Annotated in this window: 16 protein-coding genes; 6 read left to right on the top strand and 10 right to left on the bottom strand. The window is 42.5% G+C overall.

Translation table 11 applies throughout. The features are described 5' to 3' along the window. Window positions 1-29: 29 nt before the first annotated feature. From VK664_RS13610 to VK664_RS13600, 3 genes are all read left to right on the top strand, one after another. On the top strand, window positions 30-1,433 hold the full coding sequence (locus VK664_RS13610; RefSeq protein WP_461399222.1) for a hypothetical protein: 1,404 nt from the start codon (window positions 30-32) through the stop codon (window positions 1,431-1,433). Window positions 1,434-1,507: 74 nt separating this feature from the next. Then, window positions 1,508-1,687, top strand: a complete 180-nt coding sequence (locus VK664_RS13605; RefSeq protein WP_461399221.1) for a DUF3606 domain-containing protein — start codon at window positions 1,508-1,510, stop codon at window positions 1,685-1,687. A gap of 126 nt (window positions 1,688-1,813) precedes the next feature. Further along, entirely contained in the window at window positions 1,814-2,497 is a 684-nt protein-coding gene (locus VK664_RS13600; protein WP_461399220.1) for a hypothetical protein, read from the top strand. A gap of 109 nt (window positions 2,498-2,606) precedes the next feature. On the opposite strand, the gene VK664_RS13595 is transcribed toward VK664_RS13600, so the two are convergent. The 10 genes from VK664_RS13595 to VK664_RS13550 all read right to left on the bottom strand — a co-directional run bounded on the left by VK664_RS13595 (window position 2,607) and on the right by VK664_RS13550 (window position 16,061). Next, window positions 2,607-3,635: a hypothetical protein gene (locus VK664_RS13595; protein ID WP_461399219.1), complete on the bottom strand. Its 1,029-nt coding sequence runs from the start codon at window positions 3,633-3,635 to the stop codon at window positions 2,607-2,609. 19 nt (window positions 3,636-3,654) lie between these two features. Beyond that, window positions 3,655-4,080, bottom strand: a complete 426-nt coding sequence (locus VK664_RS13590; RefSeq protein ID WP_461399218.1) for a MarR family winged helix-turn-helix transcriptional regulator — start codon at window positions 4,078-4,080, stop codon at window positions 3,655-3,657. A gap of 213 nt (window positions 4,081-4,293) precedes the next feature. Beyond that, entirely contained in the window at window positions 4,294-4,629 is a 336-nt protein-coding gene (locus VK664_RS13585; RefSeq protein WP_461399217.1) for an ABC transporter permease, read from the bottom strand. After that, entirely contained in the window at window positions 4,581-4,877 is a 297-nt protein-coding gene (locus VK664_RS13580) for a hypothetical protein (RefSeq protein WP_461399215.1), read from the bottom strand. Before VK664_RS13580 ends, VK664_RS13585 begins: the two co-directional genes overlap by 49 nt. A 243-nt stretch (window positions 4,878-5,120) precedes the next feature. Next, window positions 5,121-6,392 carry a glycoside hydrolase family 71/99-like protein gene (locus tag VK664_RS13575; protein ID WP_461399214.1) on the bottom strand — a complete coding sequence of 424 codons (1,272 nt, stop codon included), beginning with the start codon at window positions 6,390-6,392 and terminating at the stop codon, window positions 5,121-5,123. A gap of 52 nt (window positions 6,393-6,444) precedes the next feature. Beyond that, window positions 6,445-7,833 carry a glycoside hydrolase family 71/99-like protein gene (locus VK664_RS13570; RefSeq protein ID WP_461399213.1) on the bottom strand — a complete coding sequence of 463 codons (1,389 nt, stop codon included), beginning with the start codon at window positions 7,831-7,833 and terminating at the stop codon, window positions 6,445-6,447. A 54-nt stretch (window positions 7,834-7,887) separates the two neighbouring features. Further along, on the bottom strand, window positions 7,888-8,571 hold the full coding sequence (locus tag VK664_RS13565) for a DUF3823 domain-containing protein (protein WP_461399212.1): 684 nt from the start codon (window positions 8,569-8,571) through the stop codon (window positions 7,888-7,890). Between the two features lie 13 nt (window positions 8,572-8,584). Next, entirely contained in the window at window positions 8,585-10,468 is a 1,884-nt protein-coding gene (locus VK664_RS13560) for a RagB/SusD family nutrient uptake outer membrane protein (RefSeq protein ID WP_461399211.1), read from the bottom strand. Window positions 10,469-10,478: 10 nt separating this feature from the next. Then, window positions 10,479-13,646: a SusC/RagA family TonB-linked outer membrane protein gene (locus tag VK664_RS13555; protein ID WP_461399210.1), complete on the bottom strand. Its 3,168-nt coding sequence runs from the start codon at window positions 13,644-13,646 to the stop codon at window positions 10,479-10,481. 183 nt (window positions 13,647-13,829) lie between these two features. Further along, window positions 13,830-16,061, bottom strand: coding sequence for a GH92 family glycosyl hydrolase (locus tag VK664_RS13550; RefSeq protein WP_461399209.1), 2,232 nt, complete (start codon window positions 16,059-16,061; stop codon window positions 13,830-13,832). Window positions 16,062-16,689: 628 nt separating this feature from the next. Here VK664_RS13550 and VK664_RS13545 point away from each other — a divergent pair. The 3 genes from VK664_RS13545 to VK664_RS13535 form a co-directional block, all read left to right on the top strand. Beyond that, complete coding sequence (locus VK664_RS13545) at window positions 16,690-18,462, top strand: L-lactate permease (protein WP_461399208.1); 1,773 nt, start codon at window positions 16,690-16,692, stop codon at window positions 18,460-18,462. A 29-nt stretch (window positions 18,463-18,491) separates the two neighbouring features. Then, a complete protein-coding gene (locus VK664_RS13540; protein ID WP_461399207.1) occupies window positions 18,492-19,229 on the top strand; it encodes a (Fe-S)-binding protein in 738 nt (245 codons plus the stop codon). After that, on the top strand, window positions 19,226-20,293 hold a 1,068-nt coding region (locus VK664_RS13535), incomplete at its 3' end, for a lactate utilization protein B (RefSeq protein ID WP_461399206.1). The genes VK664_RS13540 and VK664_RS13535, both read left to right, overlap by 4 nt.

Genomic DNA, 20,293 nt, shown 5'->3' with positions numbered 1-20,293 from the left:
TTGAATACTTCAACATTAATACAATAATAATGGCGAAAACTATCGGTATACAAATAGGTGCAGATTCATTTTATGATGAAGGCATAGATAAAGTGCTTGACATCCTACAGGAAAAAGGTGCAGTAAATACAATCTATCTCAGTACATTTTCTTATGACCGGGGAATCACGGGAAGACAGGTTGCAGGCGATTCTATTCCTGATCACGGCCAACCGGAATCAAAAGAAAAACCCTTTCATGGAGGCAATAACGCTATCCCACATGCGAAATATTACAAGAACACTAAAATCAAGGGAGAACAATTACGTGCCCCGGATTTTGGGGATCGTGATCTGGTTGCGGAAGTATTGCCAGCTGCGAAGAAAAGGGGAATGAAAGTGTTTTGTTCAGTACAGGATGGCTTCAATTATCCTGCCGATGTGCCTTTTTTTAAAGACTTTGCAGAAGTTGATCTCCAGGGCCGAAAAGGCGGAGCCATGTGTTTTTTTCAGCCCGATGTACGTGAATTCTGGAAAGCAGTTGTTACTGATCTTTGTTCTTCATATAACATTGACGGTATTTTGCTTTTTAACGAACGCAACGGTCCTTTGCTGAATGCTATTGGAGTTAGTCATGCCCAGGGAATTGATTCTGCCAAAGTAACCTGTTTCTGCGAACATCATCAGAAGGCCGCGGAAACCGCTGGTATCGACTTCAAACGAGCCAAGGAGGGTTACAATAAATTGAATCAATACGTTCAGGATTCATTAAATGAAAAAAGACCGGGCGATGGCTATTATGTAGCGTTCAGCCGGCTCTTACTGGAATACCCTGAAATCATGGCGTACAATCAGTTGTTTGATATGGGGAAACACCAGGTTCTTAAAGATGTTTACAAAGCCACAAAGGGAGTACGCAACCATCTGCAGGTAGGATTTCACATCGAACACACCAATTCGTTTAATCCTTTGTACCGTGCGGCCCGGAGTTATGACGATCTGGGTACTATGGCAGATTTTCTGAAGGTTGTGGTCTATAACAATTGCGGAGGCGAAAGGTATCGCAATTTCATCCGTAATATTTCTTCCACTGTTTTTCGCGATGTGCCGCCAGAAGCGTTGATGAAAATGAACAATCACCTGCTGAATTATGCCAATGAAGCTTCAATGGAAGAATTGCCAAAGATGGGGCTGAGCGCCGATTATGTGATGCGCGAAACTCAAAGAGCTAAAGCTGGAGTGAAAGGCAAAAGCTTTATTTTACCCGGAATAGACGTAAACATTCCAACGGGAAAAAATAGCCGTAAGGCTTCGCCGCAGGATACATATGACGCTACACTTGCCGCTTTCAAAGGTGGTGCGGATGGCGTGATCCTTTCCCGCAAATATTCTGAAATGATGATTGCAAATCTTGAAGCGGCAGGACGCGCGTGCAGGGACGCTGCCAAAATCTAATGCATATGAAATCATTTTTAAAAGCAACTGTGGGAACTGGCATGATCTTTTTGTTCGATAAAAAAACTTAAGCCATGTCAGACAATAAAAATATAAAAGATCAACGTGATCGTGCCAAAGTTTCCACAACCGAGAATTATGAACTTTCCTACCTGGAAGAAAAACTCGGCAAAAGCAGGGAAGAAGTTAAGGCAGCTATTGCGGCCGTTGGTAATGACAGGATGAAGGTGGAGGAATATCTTAAGGGGAAATAATCGACTACGTGGTTCCATTCCTGCTCACAATGATTTGCCAAACAAGGTTCGGCACATGGTTCGGCACATGAGTGCTGGTGCATTATGGCCGGCATAATTTTTTATGCTGTTAATCAAAGATCAATTATGAAAAACGAAGGAAAAAAGAAGGATGCGGGTAAAAACGACAAAGGAGAGAAAGAGAATAAAAAAGTAGCGAACGAGGAAAAAAAGGCAGAGAAAGAGAATAAAGTAGAGAAAGAGAATATTGCAAACGACGGAGAAGATCTAAATACGATAATAAATGATGGCAACAGTAAAGATTCAACCGGTGCTACAATCAATACTCAAAGATTAGGGCAGGATGATAACTATACCGTTAACAGTGAGACAACTGAAGGGAAAAGAAACAAAGAGTTGCTAAACGAATCTGATGTGGGGGCCGCTGATCAATCTAAGCAAACTGCCCCGGGTGAAGTTGTAACTATGGGAGAAAAGGGACTGGAGGATCAGGACGATCTTGGAATTGTTATGGGCACTGAAGCTGATGTCACCAATGAGGATTTGCTTATTCTTGGCGACAAGGACCAGGATATGGATGACGGAGATGATGAAATGTCTGCTAAAGCCGGGCTCGATGATACTGATTTCGATGGAGAGCCCCTGAACGAAGCAGCAACTGATATGTCTTCAACGGGCGAAGATCTTGATATGCCGGAAGAAAAACCGAACAATCCTAAACGAGATGCACTGGAACAGGGTGACGAAGAAAATGACTACTATAGTCTGGGCAGTGAAAATAATGATGATGTGGTGGAAGGCACACCTTAATCGAACGAAAAACTTCATGCAGCTTAGAAATAACACCTGATCGTGAGTCTATCGATCGTTATATCTGGTATCTGGCGACAATTGATCGGGGCATAGAAATTCAAATTAGTCACGGACTTTCCTCTTTACTGTTGTCCCCGGGTTCAGTGTTTGTTCGTAGCTGATGGGACGATAATTTACCGGTCGGAACCCTGGACCCTGAACTACGGACCTGTGTTACTTTATTTAAGAGATCAAACCAGAAAGGTGCTCCAAGGGAAATAGCCAATGCCGTGATAATCCAGCCTCCAGTCTTCAAAGCAGGGTTAGCCTGGTAAATCCGGCTGTTGGAATGTTCTAAACCAAAAAGATGTTGAGTAGAAGAAGCGTCCTCTGCCAGCATCAAATAAACTGAATCAGGATTGATCTTATTGTTAAAAGCAAGCTGAACAATCTGTTCTCTTACTTTTTTATCTTTCGAAAGTATTTTTGTTATCGCAACAGTATCAACATTAAATATAACTGCAATAAAAAAACCTATAAAAAGTAATATAGTCTGGGTTTGTTGCTTGTACCAACCATTGGTCCGCTGCATAGTTTCATCAAACCATTCATCAAGCCGGTTCCTGAATTCAGACACATCCTGCCTTGCGTCAGCGAATAAACTCCGGAACTGGTACAGCGTTTCAGCTGTTATATTAAGCGTGTTTTTGTCAAGTGTATTTTTGATTAACTCCGCTTCGTTTTGAGTACTTCCATCATAATCGGGTCCACGTAACAACCGGATAATGGTGAATGAAAAATTTTGTGGACGCAGATATGCCGGTTTGCTAAACGCTTTGTCCTCACCCAGGTATTTTATGCCAGGCTGATTGTAAAATTTTCTGGCAAATAATTCATTATCACGGAATGGTTTAAAAAACCGCCTTATGTTTTCAACGAGTTCAAAAAAATAATTATAGAAAGTGGAACGCTGAAATGCATTACCGGTGGGAGATGCATGATCCTCCAACATCCGCCTGATGGCTTTCTGCAACATTCTTGCCCGCAGGTTCAGGCGACCTGCTATAAATTCCTGAACGATGCTGGCTAATAAACTATAAAGCAGGTAAATAAAGATCAAACCCATGAAAACATCCAATACAACATTGTTAAACATAAAATGGATTTATATTTCGTCAAACATTGTTTTCTGAAAGCTTTTGTAACAGTAATCTTAATGTGTGATAATCTTTATCACCCAATTTTTTCTGCCACTGTTCTTCAAATTCCCGGTTGATTGTCTGCCCTAACTCTTTCATCTTTTTTCCTTTGCTGGTAAGCACCAAAAGTGAAGCTCTTTTGTCAGATGGGTCTGGCTTTCGTTTAATATACCCGGCTTCTTCCATCTGCCAGGCCAGTGCACTCATACTTTGTTTCGTGATCTTCGCCATCGTCGCTAATTTGGTAACCCGGCTCCCTGTATCTTTGATATTATGCAATACCCATCCATGTGAAGGCGTCACGTCATGGTAGCCTTTTTTGTTTAGTTGAAGTTCCATATTATAACGCAGTTCATCCCAAAGTATACGCAGATAAACACCGGTATTTACATATTCATCCATAAAATATCCCGTTTCATAAATATTGATTTTGTAAATATAGTAAGTTAAACTGACTTTGTAGTCGGGTTAACTGCCAGGCTGGACAAATGGTTCTGGGATAACAGCGAACCGGCGCCGGGTGGGTTTGCGAAGCCAATGCTGCAGGGACCGCCCCCGGTAGAGATGGTTAATCATTTTGTGACCTCCTTGAGTAAATATGGAGTTGAGATGTAATTACTCGGTCCGTAAATTTTTGACAGGATTGGCTAAAGCGGCTTTTATAGTTTGAAACGAAATGGTAAGAACCGCAACCAGGATAGCAAGGATTGCTGCTACGGGGAACACCCACCATTTCACTTCAACCCGGTAAGCGAAATCCTGCAGCCACTTCGTTACAGCGTACCAGCCAACCGGTAACGCAATCACGAACGAAATAAAAACGAGCTTGAGAAAGTCTTTGGAAAGCAGAGCAACCACACCTGCAACAGATGCACCCAGAACTTTACGGATCCCGATTTCCTTTACGCGTTGTTGAGCGGCGAAGGTCGCAAGGCCCAGCAGGCCTTCCATTTCTGTTGGATTGCAGACAAAGTTGTGGTTATATTTTTTCCGGAGAGTTTAACAATCATGGTTCCGTTTGCTCGCGGACTTACCATAAAACCAAATGGTTTTATGGTATTTCTCAAAGAAGTGAAATTAAAATCCCTTGCTACACCAACTACATTAAGATAATAACTTGTATCCGCAACCCGGTCCCAAAGTATTTGTTTACCAATAACAGGTGACTTGATTCCTAGTTCTTTTATAGCCTGCTTCATTTAGTATGATGCTTCCAAAGGTTTGTTCCAGTGGGCCTCCTGGAATACCGTCGGTTAAGCTGTCTGCCTGGAAATCCATAGAAAAGCGCCAACCCTCTTTCATCTTTATATCCAACCATACAGATGGGTCCTTCCACGCGCGGAAGGACCCATTTACTTTTTACTGATGATGCGGCTGGTTCTTTTATGAAATTTTGCAGTCTGAATATTTGCAATTGCAGCGCATTGATTGATAGAGAGTATTCATCGTTCCGGCATTTTCATCGTTATCGGTTTCTTGTTTCGTAACATTTTTGCCGCTTCACCGGTCAGCCATAAATAGTGATCCGAGGGTTTACCGTCCATCGTTATGAATGATGTTACCTTACTTACAGGTGGTGTATCAGTGGTTTTAAAGATAGCAGTTGCTTCATTCACTTCATCAAACATGGCCACGTATAACATCGATGCACCTGCATTCAAAGCCGTAGTAATTTGTTGCCAATAAAAGCGTCCACCCTGCCTGGGTATTGAGCCAACAGGTTTTACATCGTCAGGAAATTCGTACCTGCTCAGGTTATGCCAACTGAAACCAGGACTAATACAAGGAACATAATCAACCTGGTTTTGTCTGCACCATTTCAGATCTTCCAGTATATTATCGCGCAATCTGTCCATATCGTTATGTAGCAATGGAGAATAACGTTGCACGTTCCAGGGAAGAACGATATCGGCTGACTTTATAATGTCATGCAGATATGGGTCGCTAATGCAATCTGCGTTTAACGTTCTCCAGAATGCCGGAACGCCAAGCATAATTGAACAACCACCGTAGACGGGATCATTTTTCAGAAAGTCGATAAGTTTTTCCAATCCTATTTTCCTGATATTGTATGGCCGGTCAGGAAAGCCTATACCCCAGATAGTGACCAAAGGCTTTCCATTGTGATGGATATAAGTTTTATTACCATCCTGGTTGGTGACCCTTAAACTGTCCACCAGATATTTCCAGTCTTCAATTATCACAGAACAGTCTTCGCCGGAGCCTTTCAGGCCAGACAGGTCATACATAATTCCAATAGCGCGATTGTTGGCCGAGGCAGCGGCAAAAGCATTCCGCAGAATCGAAGCTGACTCGCGATCCTGCCTCTTTGCATTATTAAAAAACCTTTGCATAAACACTCCATCAACATCATAGTCTTTCATCCATTTGAAATGCAGATCAACAGTGCTTTTATCAAGGGAGCTGAAAAATCTTGCATTTTTGCCATCGGAAAGTTTCCATGTAGTTTCATACGTCTTTTCATATTCAGACAAATCAGGCCACATATCGATCCCCGATTTTTGCTCATTACCATAAGCAAAATTTTTAGTTTGTGAACCATCTCCCTGGGCACGGAACCAGCCCTGGTAACCAGCCATTACGAGACCCTTATACGAAGGGTAGTTGGTTTGTATGTTATGTTTCGACTGTGCTATTAGAACCTGGTTCAATAAGAACGAAATTCCAAGGAACGTGAAGATTTTATAGTTCATTTCTGCTTATAATTATTTACTCTAAAAGTTAAATGAAGGCTGATAAATATCATCACCTGACAGGTTTGGAAACACTAAAACCTTCTTGTCCATGAAACCATTGACCAGCTTTACCCGTGAGCCACAGATAATAATCGGAGCTCAAATCATTTTCAATACCAATAAACTTCTTAGTACCATGCAATGGTAGGTCTTTCTCATTGGCGCATTTGTATATAGCCGTTCCTTCATCTATCTCATCAAACATTGCTACATATAAAGATTGAGCCCCGGCGAGTTTGGCGCCGGCTACCTGCTTCCATAAGAATTCACCTTGAAGTCTTGGAATAGAATTATAAGAGGCTTCATCATTTTTCAGGTTTCCCCAGCTAAAACCGGGAAACACCAGCGGCACATAATCGATTTTATTATTTTTTGCCCATAAAATATCCCCGGCTAATTCAACACCGGCTATATTGCTGTAACTATCATTACTATATCTTCCAACTGCCCACGGCATCACGATGTCTCCTTTTTTGATAAGGTTATGAAGTAATGAGGAATTTTCTGTATCACGACTTAGTGAACGCCAGTAATAAGGCACACCCAACATCAGCGAAATCTTTTTATCTGGTCCTTTGATTTTTGATACAAGTTTATCTACATCGGCGATTGTATATTTCCTGTTATCATTAAAACCTATTCCCCATATCGAAAGCAGGGGCTTACCATTATGTCTTATATAAGTAGGATGCTGTTTGTTGTCAAATATAGAAAACAGCTGTTGCAGTTCTTTCCAATCCTGCTCCACATAGGCTACATCCTCAGATGTACAACCACTGAGATCATACATGATACAAATGGCGCGATCATATTTTTTTGCGGCCTTCAACGCATTTGCCAGCACCTTGTTGAAATGCCTTTTTCCTTTTGGATTTGATTCTTTTATCTCAACAACGAATCGCTGCATAAACACGCCATCTATTCCATAATCTTTCATCCATTTAAAATGAAGATCTATTGTTTCTTCATCGTACGGACTATACAAATAAGTGGGGGAACCATCTGCATTTTTAAAAGGAGATATATATTTTTTTGTGTATTCCGTCATGTCCGGCCAGAAGTCAACACCCGAGCAGCCCGGTGCTAATCCACCACAGGACCGGTTTTGATAATGATACCATCCTCTTTGGGATTCGTCGCCTTCAGCAGCGAACCAGCCCTGGTATCCCGCCATCACCAGGTTACTATATGATTTGAAAAGACAGCCTGTTTCGTCATAAACTACTTCAGGTACAACGGGTGTCTCAGGCTCCCCGGGAGTTTGGTCTACTCCGGTCTTTTTTGTGCAGGCTATTGTGATGATAAAAACAGCGAGCAATACCGATATGATGGTTTTCAAAATGCTGAGTTTTGATGAAGGGGCGCTGGCGATAGCAGCAGCCAACGACAGACGCTCCATGAAATAGTAATTGAAATCGAAGGGCTATTCAACTTGGATAAAAGCTTTGCAAATCTATATCGCGATCTTCACGGCCGGTGCATAATTTAATTTTGCTTCGCCCACACCGATCAATGCGCCAATCCGGAAATAATAAGAATTGCCCGTTTTTAATGTGGTGTTGTTTGAAGGAAGATCAATTTCAACGGAATATGTTGTTGCAGGGTTTGAAACTGCATTAAGCTGTTTTTCTGATGCCAGTAATCGCATCGGTTCGCCCACCCTCGAGTCTGAGTGTGCATACAACCCGATCTTCTGTACTTCATTTACGACCTGTTGTTCTAAACGAAAGGTAGCAATGATCTTTGTACCAACGCGCTCAACCTTTGGACTTAGCACCCTGATATAAGGAGTAACTGTAAAATCCAACACTGTTTTCCCGGTTATAGGCAACTCTTGTGATTCGAGTGTTATAAAGTTTCCGCGGACAGGGCGCACGGTATAGGTATTTGCAAACAGCAGGCTATTGTCGTAGGTGCCATCTGTTTTCACGATAAGGAATTGTGGCGAAACCGGATCATAGCCATGTTCAATCATTTCGATCTGCGTTCCGCGGATGATATCCTGTTGAACCAGTTCGCCTGTTTTTGCATCGATAAATTTACCTGAGAGGCCCGCGGTTGGACCATCGTAGTTGTCCTTTTTACAGGATGAAAATGCAACAACAACTATTAAAGAAATCAGCATTATATTTTTCATACATTTTTTTTTATCAGTATTGTGGATTTTGTACGAGCCCGTTAGAACCAATGCCTGGAATATACCGGTAATACGATTTTGGTTCGAATGTTCTTGGATTCGAATTCGGAACATTAACTCTTACGAATATGTATTTCTTAGCCGGCAATGCCCGCAGGTCTTGTAAAGGCAAAAGGGAGTGCATCATGCGGTTATTAAACTGGGAATGATATTCCCTTCTGCGGATCAGATCCCAGAATCTTTTGTTTTCAAAAGCAAGTTCAACCCTTCTTTCGCGCTGAAGGTTTGCGCTCGTTAAAGGTATATCTCCTGTATGGCCGGCACGTTTGCGAATATCATTCATTGCTTTTGCTGCTGTGGTAACATCTCCTGTTCCGCTTTCTATAACGGCCTCTGCGTAGTTCAGGAGAATCTCTGCATACCTGAATTCAATAAAATCTGTTGTGCTTTGGTTCCAGCCAGGCACAATCGGACCGGATTGATTCATGAATTTTCTGAATGAAAATCCCGTGCGTGTATTGTTGCCACCATAGGTGTCAAAACCTGAGTACTGACTGGTTGAAGCAGCGCCATAGGTGTGAAAAGTTTCGGTACCAATGGTAATCTGATCTTTGGTCCTGATCACTGCAGAGCCATCGGGTTTTACGTATCCTGCCTGGATAATGATGGGTGTGTTCTTCCAGTTAGTTCCCGGCAAAATGGTTGTGCCCCACAATCTTGCATCTTTATCTTTAAAGATGTCGTTGGTATTATCATACCTGATATAATTTTTTGCGGCACTGTATCCATTATAATCCGTGGTATTACCATCAACGGTCGTTACAACGGGTGAACTCAATCCCGGTGTTGTGTAGTTTTCATAAACGTCAACCAGGTCAAGAGTAGGGTTCATACGACCTGGATGCGGCCAGCCGTTCGCAGCCTGTGCGGGCTGAAACCAGATATCATAATTGTGTCCCTGGTTGTTTCCGGGAAGAGTAAAACCTTTGATGAATATTGCTTCCGAAGATGCACCGTTAGGATCCTGAAAAATCATACGATAGTTTTCCGCAGCTTCTGTAGGATTTGCTGGTGTGGGGCGAAACAATGAATACTGCCCCGAAGTCATGATTGCCTGGGAAGCATCCATAGATAATTTGTAGTACGCATTAGCAACGGAGGCCTCGAGGCCAACTAGTTTCTGTGTAACAGCGTTGCCGGATAGTGGCGCAAGATTGCCGAATTTTGCAATTGAAGCAGCATGCAAAGCGGCCCTGGATTTCAGTGCATATGCTGTCCATTTTGAAGCACGCCTGCCTTTTTCAGTACCAAGATTTTGAATAGCAAGATCACAGAGTTCAAATACATAATCCCATGTCTCTTTTTCAGTGCTCCTCGGAACCTTCAGCGCATCAGCGTCCCCTTCATAGACCTGCGAGGTCTTCATCAATGGAACACCGCCATATCTTTTTGCCAATGCAAAATATGCAAAGGCTTTTATGAAAGAGCTTTCACCTGTCAGGGCAGCTTTTTCCGTTGCATCAATATCCAGGGTCGGGATAACATCGATGAGCAGGTTCACATCACGTATCAGCTTGTAACCCTGGTCCCACCATTGAAAATCATTATCACCAACAAAGTCTCCAAACTCTGTGTGCATAGCTTCATCCGTTACCATTGCCGGTAAGAAACCACCGTTGTTCGGATCGCCACCATTCTGATTGAAGCCCTGGCGGAAATATGTGAAGTCTTCAATCGGTAATTGAAAGTACAGATTTGCCATGTAGATTTTGACTCCCTGCGGATCACCAAAAATTACACTTGCCTGTATCTTGTCTGTTGGTTGCAGATCAAGTATTTTTTTACAACCGGCAAAATTGAAAGTGGCCAGGCAACACAACCATATATATTTCTTCATACCCAGTTTTTTAAAAGTTAAGGTTAACACCGAAATTGAATGTCTTGGTAAGCGGATAGTTAAAACCAGCATTAAATAATCCTTCGAGTCTTTCAGGATCAAATGCTTTTACAAAAGAATCAGCAAAGGTGAGCAGGTTAAATCCTGTTGCGTATATGCGGATCTTTTTTATCCCGGCACCGCTGTACAATCTGGGATTGAAAGTATAACCCAACTCAGCGCTTTTTAATCTTAAATAAGATGCATCCTTACGCCAGACAGAACTTTCTTTATACATGCTGCCGACATCGCCGTTGAATCTTGAAGCGGGCCAGGTACCTGGTATCCATTCACTTTTTGGATCCAACGGATCTGTCTGGTGCCATCTGTCGTAGAAATAAGCAGGCGTATTACCTCTGAATGCCAGCACCTCGGCATACACTTCATTGAATCTTACGGTATACATGGCTGCTCCCTGGAAGAGTATATTTGCATCGAAGCCTTTGTAAGAAACATTAAATGAAAGCCCGTAATTGATCTTTGGATTTTTGCCAGCCGGATTCTGGTTATCATTTGTTCCATTCGCTCCTAGGAAAAGCGGTAGCATATCTTTGTCATCAATCACGCCATCATTATTTACATCCTGGTATTTGAAATCACCAGGCAGTTCCCGTCTGTTTGCCTGGTCACCATTTTGAATGGGATAGCTGGAGATCTCTTCTGAATTCTGAAATTGTCCAAGGTATGTGTACGACCATACTAAATCGTTATACCTGTCAGCTGTGCCGTTTCTCCAGCGATCGTAGCTATTTGTAAACGGTCCTCTTTCAACATAGAGGTTTTGGGTGCGGGCATAATTGAAATTTGCAGAAATGCCATATTGAAATTTGCCAACCCGGTTGTTGTGACCGATAGTAAAATCATATCCTTGTGTACGGTCACTGTTCAGGTTCTCCTGTGGAAGAGAGGCTCCAAATGTGTTTGGCAGGGAAAGGTTCCGGTAAGCCAGCAGTCCTTCACGGTCGCGACGGTAAACATCAAACTCGATCGTCAGCTTGTTTTGCCATAAGCCGATGTCTATTCCGATATCTGCAGTTTTTGCTGCGACCCAGCTAAGGTTTGGATTAACAATACCCGGCGAAGAAGCGCCGTTTGTTAAACTTCCATTTTCGAATTCATATCTTCCACCACCGCCAAGTGTGAATCCCTGTATCCACTGGAAAGGAATGGTGCCATCAAATGATCCTACTTCGCCATAAGATCCCCGGAGCTTTAAGTTTGAAATTGCCGGTATAAGATCTTGTAAGAACTTCTCTTCTGAAATTCTCCACCCGGCTGATACAATTGGAAAAAATCCCCACCGGCTCTCAGGTGGAAACGAATAGGTGCCCATATAACGAAACGCAAGTTCCAGGAGATACTTTCCTTTGTAGTCATAGTTTACACGCCCCAATATCGATTGAGATGCGGCTTGTCCTTCTGATCCGTTGTTAGTCTGATTATTTTCACTGGCGGCATTGATCTGGTCGATGGTATAAAACTCGTACAAACGACGCAGGCCCGCATCCCGGCTCCAGTCCTGTCTTTGCTCGTATACAAATGTGCCGGAAACAGCATGGTCACCAGCAATTTTTGTGCTGTAGTCGGCCTGCGCCTGAAATGTAAGCCGGTTACTGTTTCCATAGTTGTTCGAGATCGAAGAAGTACCGACACGCTGGGGCGACACAATGTATTGGTCGTTTACATAGGTGTATAGCTTATAAGGTTTTCCAACATCCTTGCCCTGGTAACTATTCATGTCGTAAGCTGCGACCCCTTTTAAGAATAACCCTCTTACAAAAGGCACAGAATAAGTCAGCGCTACAGTTGTTTGTAAATTCCTGTTAACTGTTTCGCTATAGCCGGTAATATCCCTGTCAGACAATATCAGCGGGTTCTGATTAGATGGTGTAACTACAGCAGGATACATTGGATTGTTATTTGCATATGGAGTTTCAGTCGGAAGGGTTACTCTTGTACCCTTGAATATGTTGAAGAAGTTGTCGCCGGGTGTGGTTCGTTTATCATAACGACCGCCGATGAAAATTTCTGCTTTTACATTTTTGGTGAGTTCAGTAGTTATGTTAGATCTTAAGTTATAGCGCTTATAGTTAAGATCGTTACTTCTCAAAAAACTGCCTTCATCTACATACGCGAAACCGAAATAGTATTGGGTTTTTTCGCTGCCTCCTGAAGCAGAAAGCGCGTGTTGTTGCTGAAACGCATTTTTCTTCAAAGCAACATCATACCAGTCGGTGCTTTCATATCCGGGCACACCATCAATATATTTCTGTATTTCCTCATCGGTTACGAATGGTGCACCGGTGCCATAGAGAGCGGCATCATTGCGCATTTGAATCCACTCTGCGGCATTGGCCATTCTTGGTACATCTGTGGGTGTTTGAAAACCAACAACACCATTATAGTTGAATGTTGCCCTGCCTTTATTTCCCTTTTTAGTGGTTACAATCACAACACCATTTGCAGAACCGAAGCCATAGATGGCTGCAGAAGCATCTTTGAGAAATGATATGCTTTCAATATCATCAGGGTTCAAACGTTGAAATTCTGACGATCCATCGCGTACTATGCCGTCGATAACATAAAGTGGTGTCCCAAAGCCACGGATATTTATCATGTTATCAAATGTGCCTGGCTCACCACCCAGCTGGCGGATCTGCAGGCCGGCAACTTTGCCTTGTAATTTTTGCGCAAGACTTACGTGCGTAGTGGTTTGAATTTCTTTATTGGAAATATTGGTCACCGAACCTGTCAGTGTTTCTTTGCGACGCGTGCCATATCCCACCACTATAACACCGGTGAGTTCGCTGTCTGCTGCGGTCATAACTGCGTTTATAACTGAACGCGCATTGATCAGTTCTGTCAATGGATTTCTACCAACAAAAGTAAAGACCAGTTGTCGTGCTGAAGAAGGGACTGTGATCCGGAAGTTTCCATCATTATCCGTGATGGTACCGGCAATATTTGAAGTCGTGTCATTTACTGATACAGTTACGCCGGTCAGCGGAGAGTTGGAAGCCTGGTCCACAACCTTGCCGGTAATGGTTCGCTGTTGCGCAGATACAAGCAGGGGAAAACTGCAAATGAGTAACAAAATGTAATGGAGTAAAGTACCAGAAACTTTAAATGGTCGTTTCATATGTTTTGATTGATTAAGTGAATGATTACTGTGAATTCAACAGGTAATCATAACTAAGGCGGGAAAAGGATTCGGTTTGGCATGGCAGTTATGTTTTGATTAGTGAATGAGAATGAATGAACGATTTGAGTAAATGAGAACGAATGAATGATTTGAGTGAATGAGTTAAATAAATGATTGGACTTAATGAGTTATGATGTGCTGATTTTTGCTATCAGTTATGCCCCAATTCTTATTGGGCCTGGGCCCCATCTGTAGTTCGAGGTGGCCACCGGCCATCAATAATTCATGTGAAAACCAGGGAGTGTTCAACACTTTCCCATTCATTTTAGCACTTTGTATGTACTTATTTACAACAGAAGCTCCACGGGCTGTAAGGCTGAACTTTTTTCCATTCGTCAGGTTGATTGTCACACTGCTAAACACCGGGCTGCCGATGGTGTACACAGGCAATCCCGGGGTAATGGGATAGAAGCCCATTGATGAAAACACCACAAAGGCCGACATGCCGCCACCGTCTTCGTCACCAGGAATGCCAAATTCATTGTCTTTGAACCATACATGTAACAGGTTGCGTATGCGCTGTTGTGTTTTCCAGGGCGCATCGGTGTAGTTATACAAGTAGGGTATATGAAAACTTGGTTCGTTACCCATGGAAAACTGACCCACCAGTCCGGTAGCATCGGGAAAGGTCTTCCAAAAATCATGTTTCGAGCGGCCAAGACCTTCGCTGAAGTGCTGGTCAAGCCGGTTTTCAAAGGTTTTTTTATCACCCATCAGGGAGATTAATCCCTGAACATCATGTTGTACCGCCCATTGATAAGTCCAGCCATTGTTTTCATCATAATAGTCGCGACCACCGGGTCCGCCATCAAATTTGGGATCGATTTTTATCCATCGTCCTTTGTCATCACGGGGCATAAAGAGCTTCATGCTGCTATCCCAAAGTGCTCTGAAATTTTTGCTCCTTTTATTAAAAGCTGCAAAATCATCGTTCTTATCAAGGTCTTTTGCCAGCTGACCTACAGCCCAGTCATCGTAGCTATGGCCTAGTGTTACGGCTACTGCCTGTCGTTTTTCAAACTTATCTACCGTCGGTACAGGCTCTTTTTCGCCAGGTGCAAGGCCAGGAAAATAACCATTAGCCAGGTAGTAATCATCCAGGGATGTTTTTTCGCCATTCCGCCATGGGATCATGGTGGCGCTAATAGCATTTTTTTTCATGCCTTCATAGGCCTTTTCAAAATCAAAATGCCTGAGCCCCTTCCGGTAGCTATCCAGGAAAACGATGGAAGAATGAAATCCATTCATGCATGCATGATCACCAAATAATACCGGGAAAGTCGGCAACCATCCGCTTTGTTCATACATCCGGACATAAGATTGCAGCATATCTTCCTGTTGTGCCGGATTCAGAATTGTTCTCAGGGGGTGATGGGCAAGATAAGTATCCCAGGACCAGTCATCCACATAGAACGGGCGGCTGTCCCTGACGATCTTTTTATTATATCCACTGTAATACTGGCCATCTTCGGTAATGTCCACCATTCTTTCATAACAGCGATAAAGAGCCGTGTAAAAGGATCGTTTCTGAGCTTCGGTTCCGCCTTCCACCTGGATCTGGGACATAACGGTTTCCCAGTTTTTCTTACCGGCAGACGAAAGTTGAGCGAAGGAAATGTTGCTGACCTCATCAGTAAAATTTTTCTTAGCCTGCTCAGCACTGATAAAACTGATGGCATACCGGAAATCAACTTGTTTTGTTGATCCGGGAAAAACAATGGAAGCGCGTTTGCCATCAATCTGGGTTTTGCCGGCGACGCTAAATTTTCCGTACATATAGACCGGAATGTCATTATGGTAGGTTTCGATGCCGGTGATGATGTTATCCCCAACAAAATCATAAGCTGATTTGCCATTATTATAAACATCAAACAAAATGGCTTTGGACTCTGCTTCGGGAAAACTGAAATGTAGAAACCCTGCTTTTTTCCCGGGTGCAAATTCAACAGTTATATCATCATCAATCAGGTAAGTGGAATAGTACCAGGGACGATTCACCTCAAGATCCCGATCATATCTCATGGGAGTTCTCCAGTTCTCATTTTTAAGAGGGTTAATAGAAGGCTTAACTGAAAATACCTGACCAAGACGATGCGACACAATAGTTAAGGGAAAGCTGGTGATCTGTTGATCGAGGTAATCTTTTCTTTGTGGTGTAAACCTGATAACCTGGTTCGGAAGATGGGTTAAAGGCCGGGTTGGCTCAAGAAGCTGCCCGATATTGCCAATAGTTGGATCTATATAGTCCAGGTTCGTCCTGGTTTCCGGATCAGCTCCTGGTCTGGAGTTGGTCTGGGCAAAGATGGAAGTTGTAGCCCATCCAAGCAAAATAAGCAGCGTTAGCTTTTTCATTGCAGGCAATCGATTAGTTCTTAGAACATGCAATAAAGCATCAGCAGGCTTAATAAAACAGCTAATAAGAGATTAACAGAGTCATTAATTTTTAATTTCTTTAAAGAATTATTCGTTTTTGAGTAAAAATTGTGAGGGGTAAATCAGCATTCTTAATAAAAATTAATTCCGATTCTATTTAATTGCAATTAAATTAGCTATCGAATAATGACTTCATTTAGCATCTCAACTTCAAGAAAACGATTGCATATGTCTATTGAACCGCGGATTAATGTCATGCCTGACGATGATATTTTCGAAGAAACGTTTCTTTTTAAACAGCTTTGCACAAAGCCAGTTGGATATTGCCCCTTATCATAGTTTCCGTAGATCACTATAAAAGTAGCTTTCCCACAACCAGGGGTTGGGTCATTCACATATAGCTTATGTACTTCAGAATTATCATTTTCTTTTTATTTTTTCTTCAAACGGGATCAGCTTCAGCTCAACAAAATGATACAGTGCAATGGTTATTGAAACCAGTTGAGAAATTTTTAAAGCTATCTGCAGATAACAATTTCGGTGAAGTAAGTGGTGTCGCTCAAAATAGTAAGGGGCATACTGGACATTAAACTAACGAGGAGCATATATGAACTGGAAACAATTAATAGACCCGTTTAACAATATCGCTTTATCAGCACTGGTGGCAGCGGTACCCATACTGTTCATATTCTGGGCATTGATCATTAAAAAAATGAAGGGGTATAAGGCCAGTTTAATAGCCACTGCCATTGCAATACTCATTGCCATTTTTGTATATGGTATGCCGGTCAACCTTGCATTCTTGTCAACTGCAAACGGGGCGTTATATGGATTGTTTCCCATCTGCTGGATAGTAATAACAGCTGTCTTTTTGTTTAATATAACAATAGAAAGCGGGCAATTTGAGGTCATAAAGCATTTTATGGCCTCCCTTACATCCGACAGAAGATTACAGGCATTGCTGATTGCTTTTTCCTTCGGTTCTTTTTTGGAAGGTACCGCAGGTTTTGGTGCGCCGGTTGCCATTACTGCGGCAATGTTGATCGGATTAGGTTTTAACCCCTTATACGCAGCCGGTATTTGCCTGATCGCCAACACCGCGCCTGTAGCTTTTGGAGCGGTTGGGATCCCGATAACGGTTGCGTCACAGGTTACTTCAATTCCTGAAATGGCAATTTCTCAAATGGTAGGACGAACGTTACCAATCCTATCCGTAATCCTCCCTTTTTACCTCGTCATTTTAATGTCCGGGTTTAAAAAGTCGGTAGAAGTATTACCGGCAATCCTGGTGTCCGGTTGTTCTTTTGCCATCATCCAGTGGTTCTCGTCAAATTATCTCGGACCTGCACTACCCGATGTCCTGGCCGGAATCGGTTCGATTTTATCCCTCGTTATTTTTCTAAAATACTGGAAACCTAAAAACACCTGGCGATTTCCGAATGAAGCGGTTCCAACAATTTCGGATACGATCAGTTATACAAACGGACAAATCCTCAGGGCATTGTCGCCATTTATGCTTCTGACAGTGATAATCATTGCCTGGGGCGTTCAACCGATAAAAGATGTGCTGAATTCAGTGGGGCAAATTCAGTTTGAATTTCCCGGTCTGCACAATAGAATAACGGACAAAAGTGGAAACCCAATTCCACACATATTTAAGTTCAATTATTTATCTGCTTCGGGAACAGCTATTTTACTGTCGGCAATCATTTCAATTCCACTGGTTGGTTTAAAGTTTGCGGATGCAGTAAGAATATTTCTGAAGACAATAAAGCAACTGAAGTTCCCGATTATCACGATTGCAACGGTTTTAGGCTTTGCCTATATTGTAAACGACTCCGGTATAGCCATCACCATGGCAGAAGCACTTGCAAATACAGGCTTCCTGTTCCCTTTCTTTGCCCCGATGCTTGGCTGGCTGGGAGTCTTCATCACAGGTTCAGATACTTCCGCGAACGCCCTGTTCGGCAAACTGCAGGCTGCTACAGCCACATCTATCGGGGTAGATCCGGTGTTAACTGTTGCAGCAAATGTGTCGGGTGGTGTTATTGGAAAAATGATCTCACCACAATCTATAGCAATTGCAGCTGCAGCTGGAAATCTTGTTGGGAAAGAATCGGAACTATTCAGATTTACAGTGAAACATAGTTTCATCATGCTGCTGTTTATCTGTCTTATTGTTCTCGGTCAGGCTTATGTTTTTCAATGGATAATTCCTGAATACCAGATCATCAACTCCAAAAGTACCGTATCAACCCAAAACTTTTTTAAAGGATACATATATATGTTTGTACTGGCATTGGTAATAGCAGTTATTGCCGTCACCGTAAGAAGGGTGACAAAAAAGCACGAAGAGTATGAAAAAATTGAGCCAATATAAAAAGGTAAATTTAACCTAAAGAACGCCATATGACTGTTGGACTTTTTATACCTTGTTATGTAAATCAATTCTATCCTGATGCGGGGAAAGCGACATTACAATTGTTGCAAAAATTAGGGGTTGAAGTTACCTATCCCCGCAAACAAACTTGTTGCGGACAACCGATGGCTAACTCCGGCTTCGAACATCTTTCGCAGGGATGCAATGACCTGTTTATTGAAAATTTTTCTGGGTTTGATTATATCGTCGCTCCTTCGGCCAGTTGTGTTCTGCATATCAAAGATCATCTTCACTCACATGAAAATGAAGAACAGGCCTTAACGATCCGGAATAAAGTTTATGAGTTGGTTGAGTTTTTAACAGATATTCTGAATGTTGAGAAACTGGATGCCACGTTTCCTTATAAGGTTAGTCTTCATCATAGTTGTCATGGATTGCGTGGGTTACATTTAGCTCAAATGAGTGAGTTAAATTCACCACCATATTCAAAACCGCAACGGTTATTGGATATGGTAAAGGGTTTACAACAGGTCTCATTGGATCGTGCTGATGAATGTTGTGGATTTGGCGGAATGTTTTGCGTTTCCGAAGAAGCTGTTTCGGTAAAAATGGGAAAAGACAGGGTAAGAGATCACACAAAGAACGGCGCAGAATATATTACATCGTCAGATCTCTCATGCCTGATGCACCTGGAAGGAATTCTTCACCGCAGTAAAAGTGAAGTAAAAATCGTACACATCGCCGAAATTTTAAATGCGACATTATGAAGAATGGAAATATGAAGCAAGGTGATAAAAAAGACCATCCCTCATTGGCTGAAGCTTTTATTAAAGATGAAGAACGCGTTGACTGGCATGATGGTGCACTATGGTATATCAGGGAAAAGCGTGACATAGCTTCCAGGCAAATACCGGAATGGGAGTCATTACGTGAAGCTGCGTCTGAAATCAAAAACAATGTAATTTCAAACCTTCATAATTACCTGTTACAGTTTGAATCTAATCTTATTAAGAACGGTATTATAGTTCATTGGGCAGACAGTGCGGAAGAACATAACGAGATAGTATACTCGATCTTAAAGGCAAAGGAAATCAATCAGATGGTAAAGAGTAAGTCGATGCTTACAGAGGAATGCCAATTGAATGAATACCTGGCCGAACGTGGTATTGATGTAATAAATTCTGATCTTGGAGAATACATTCAACAAATTGATAATGAACCTCCAAGTCACATAGTATTACCCTGTATCCATAAACGGAAAGAAGAAATTGGTGAACTCTTTCACGAACACCTCGGAACCGAAAAGGGATTATCAGACCCGACCTTATTAACCCGGGTTGCGCGTAAGCATTTACGCAATATATTTTTGAGCCGCCGTGCTGCGCTTACAGGCGTAAACTTTGCGGTTGCCGAAACCGGCGAATATGTTGTTTGCACTAACGAAGGCAATGCAGATATGGGGGCGCATTTGTCGGAAGTGCAAATTGCATCCATGGGCCTCGAAAAATTAATCCCTCAAAAAAAACACCTGGGTGTCTTCCTCAGATTGCTTGCCAGAAGCGCAACAGGTCAGCCAATAACCATTTATTCAAGCCACTATAAGAAGCCGCGCGAGGGACAGGAAATGCATTTGATCCTGGTAGATGCCGGAAGAACCCGCCAGTTGGGCCGTTCCGATTTCAAAGACTCGTTAAAGTGTATAAAATGTGGCGCATGCATGAACACCTGCCCTGTTTATAGAAAAAGCGGGGGCCTGAGTTATCATAATACAATCTCGGGTCCGATTGGCGCTATACTTGCGCCAAATCTTGATATAAAAAAACATGCCGAT

It is taken from the genome of Flavitalea sp. (genome assembly GCF_035489435.1).
GTDB lineage: Bacteria > Bacteroidota > Bacteroidia > Chitinophagales > Chitinophagaceae > DATHKG01.
Note: the sequence above shows the minus strand (reverse complement) of the source record. Positions and strands in the feature narration are given on the sequence as shown.

Coding starts and splice junctions, on each gene's coding strand:
- VK664_RS13590 (WP_461399218.1), bottom strand. CDS start 4,080: ATGGATGAATATGTAAATACCGGTGTTTATCTGCGTATACTTTGGGAT.
- VK664_RS13540 (WP_461399207.1), top strand. CDS start 18,492: ATGACTGTTGGACTTTTTATACCTTGTTATGTAAATCAATTCTATCCT.
- VK664_RS13550 (WP_461399209.1), bottom strand. CDS start 16,061: ATGAAAAAGCTAACGCTGCTTATTTTGCTTGGATGGGCTACAACTTCC.
- VK664_RS13575 (WP_461399214.1), bottom strand. CDS start 6,392: ATGAACTATAAAATCTTCACGTTCCTTGGAATTTCGTTCTTATTGAAC.
- VK664_RS13610 (WP_461399222.1), top strand. CDS start 30: ATGGCGAAAACTATCGGTATACAAATAGGTGCAGATTCATTTTATGAT.
- VK664_RS13565 (WP_461399212.1), bottom strand. CDS start 8,571: ATGAAAAATATAATGCTGATTTCTTTAATAGTTGTTGTTGCATTTTCA.
- VK664_RS13555 (WP_461399210.1), bottom strand. CDS start 13,646: ATGAAACGACCATTTAAAGTTTCTGGTACTTTACTCCATTACATTTTG.
- VK664_RS13595 (WP_461399219.1), bottom strand. CDS start 3,635: ATGTTTAACAATGTTGTATTGGATGTTTTCATGGGTTTGATCTTTATT.
- VK664_RS13560 (WP_461399211.1), bottom strand. CDS start 10,468: ATGAAGAAATATATATGGTTGTGTTGCCTGGCCACTTTCAATTTTGCC.
- VK664_RS13580 (WP_461399215.1), bottom strand. CDS start 4,877: ATGAAGCAGGCTATAAAAGAACTAGGAATCAAGTCACCTGTTATTGGT.
- VK664_RS13585 (WP_461399217.1), bottom strand. CDS start 4,629: ATGGAAGGCCTGCTGGGCCTTGCGACCTTCGCCGCTCAACAACGCGTA.
- VK664_RS13605 (WP_461399221.1), top strand. CDS start 1,508: ATGTCAGACAATAAAAATATAAAAGATCAACGTGATCGTGCCAAAGTT.
- VK664_RS13600 (WP_461399220.1), top strand. CDS start 1,814: ATGAAAAACGAAGGAAAAAAGAAGGATGCGGGTAAAAACGACAAAGGA.
- VK664_RS13570 (WP_461399213.1), bottom strand. CDS start 7,833: ATGGAGCGTCTGTCGTTGGCTGCTGCTATCGCCAGCGCCCCTTCATCA.
- VK664_RS13545 (WP_461399208.1), top strand. CDS start 16,690: ATGAACTGGAAACAATTAATAGACCCGTTTAACAATATCGCTTTATCA.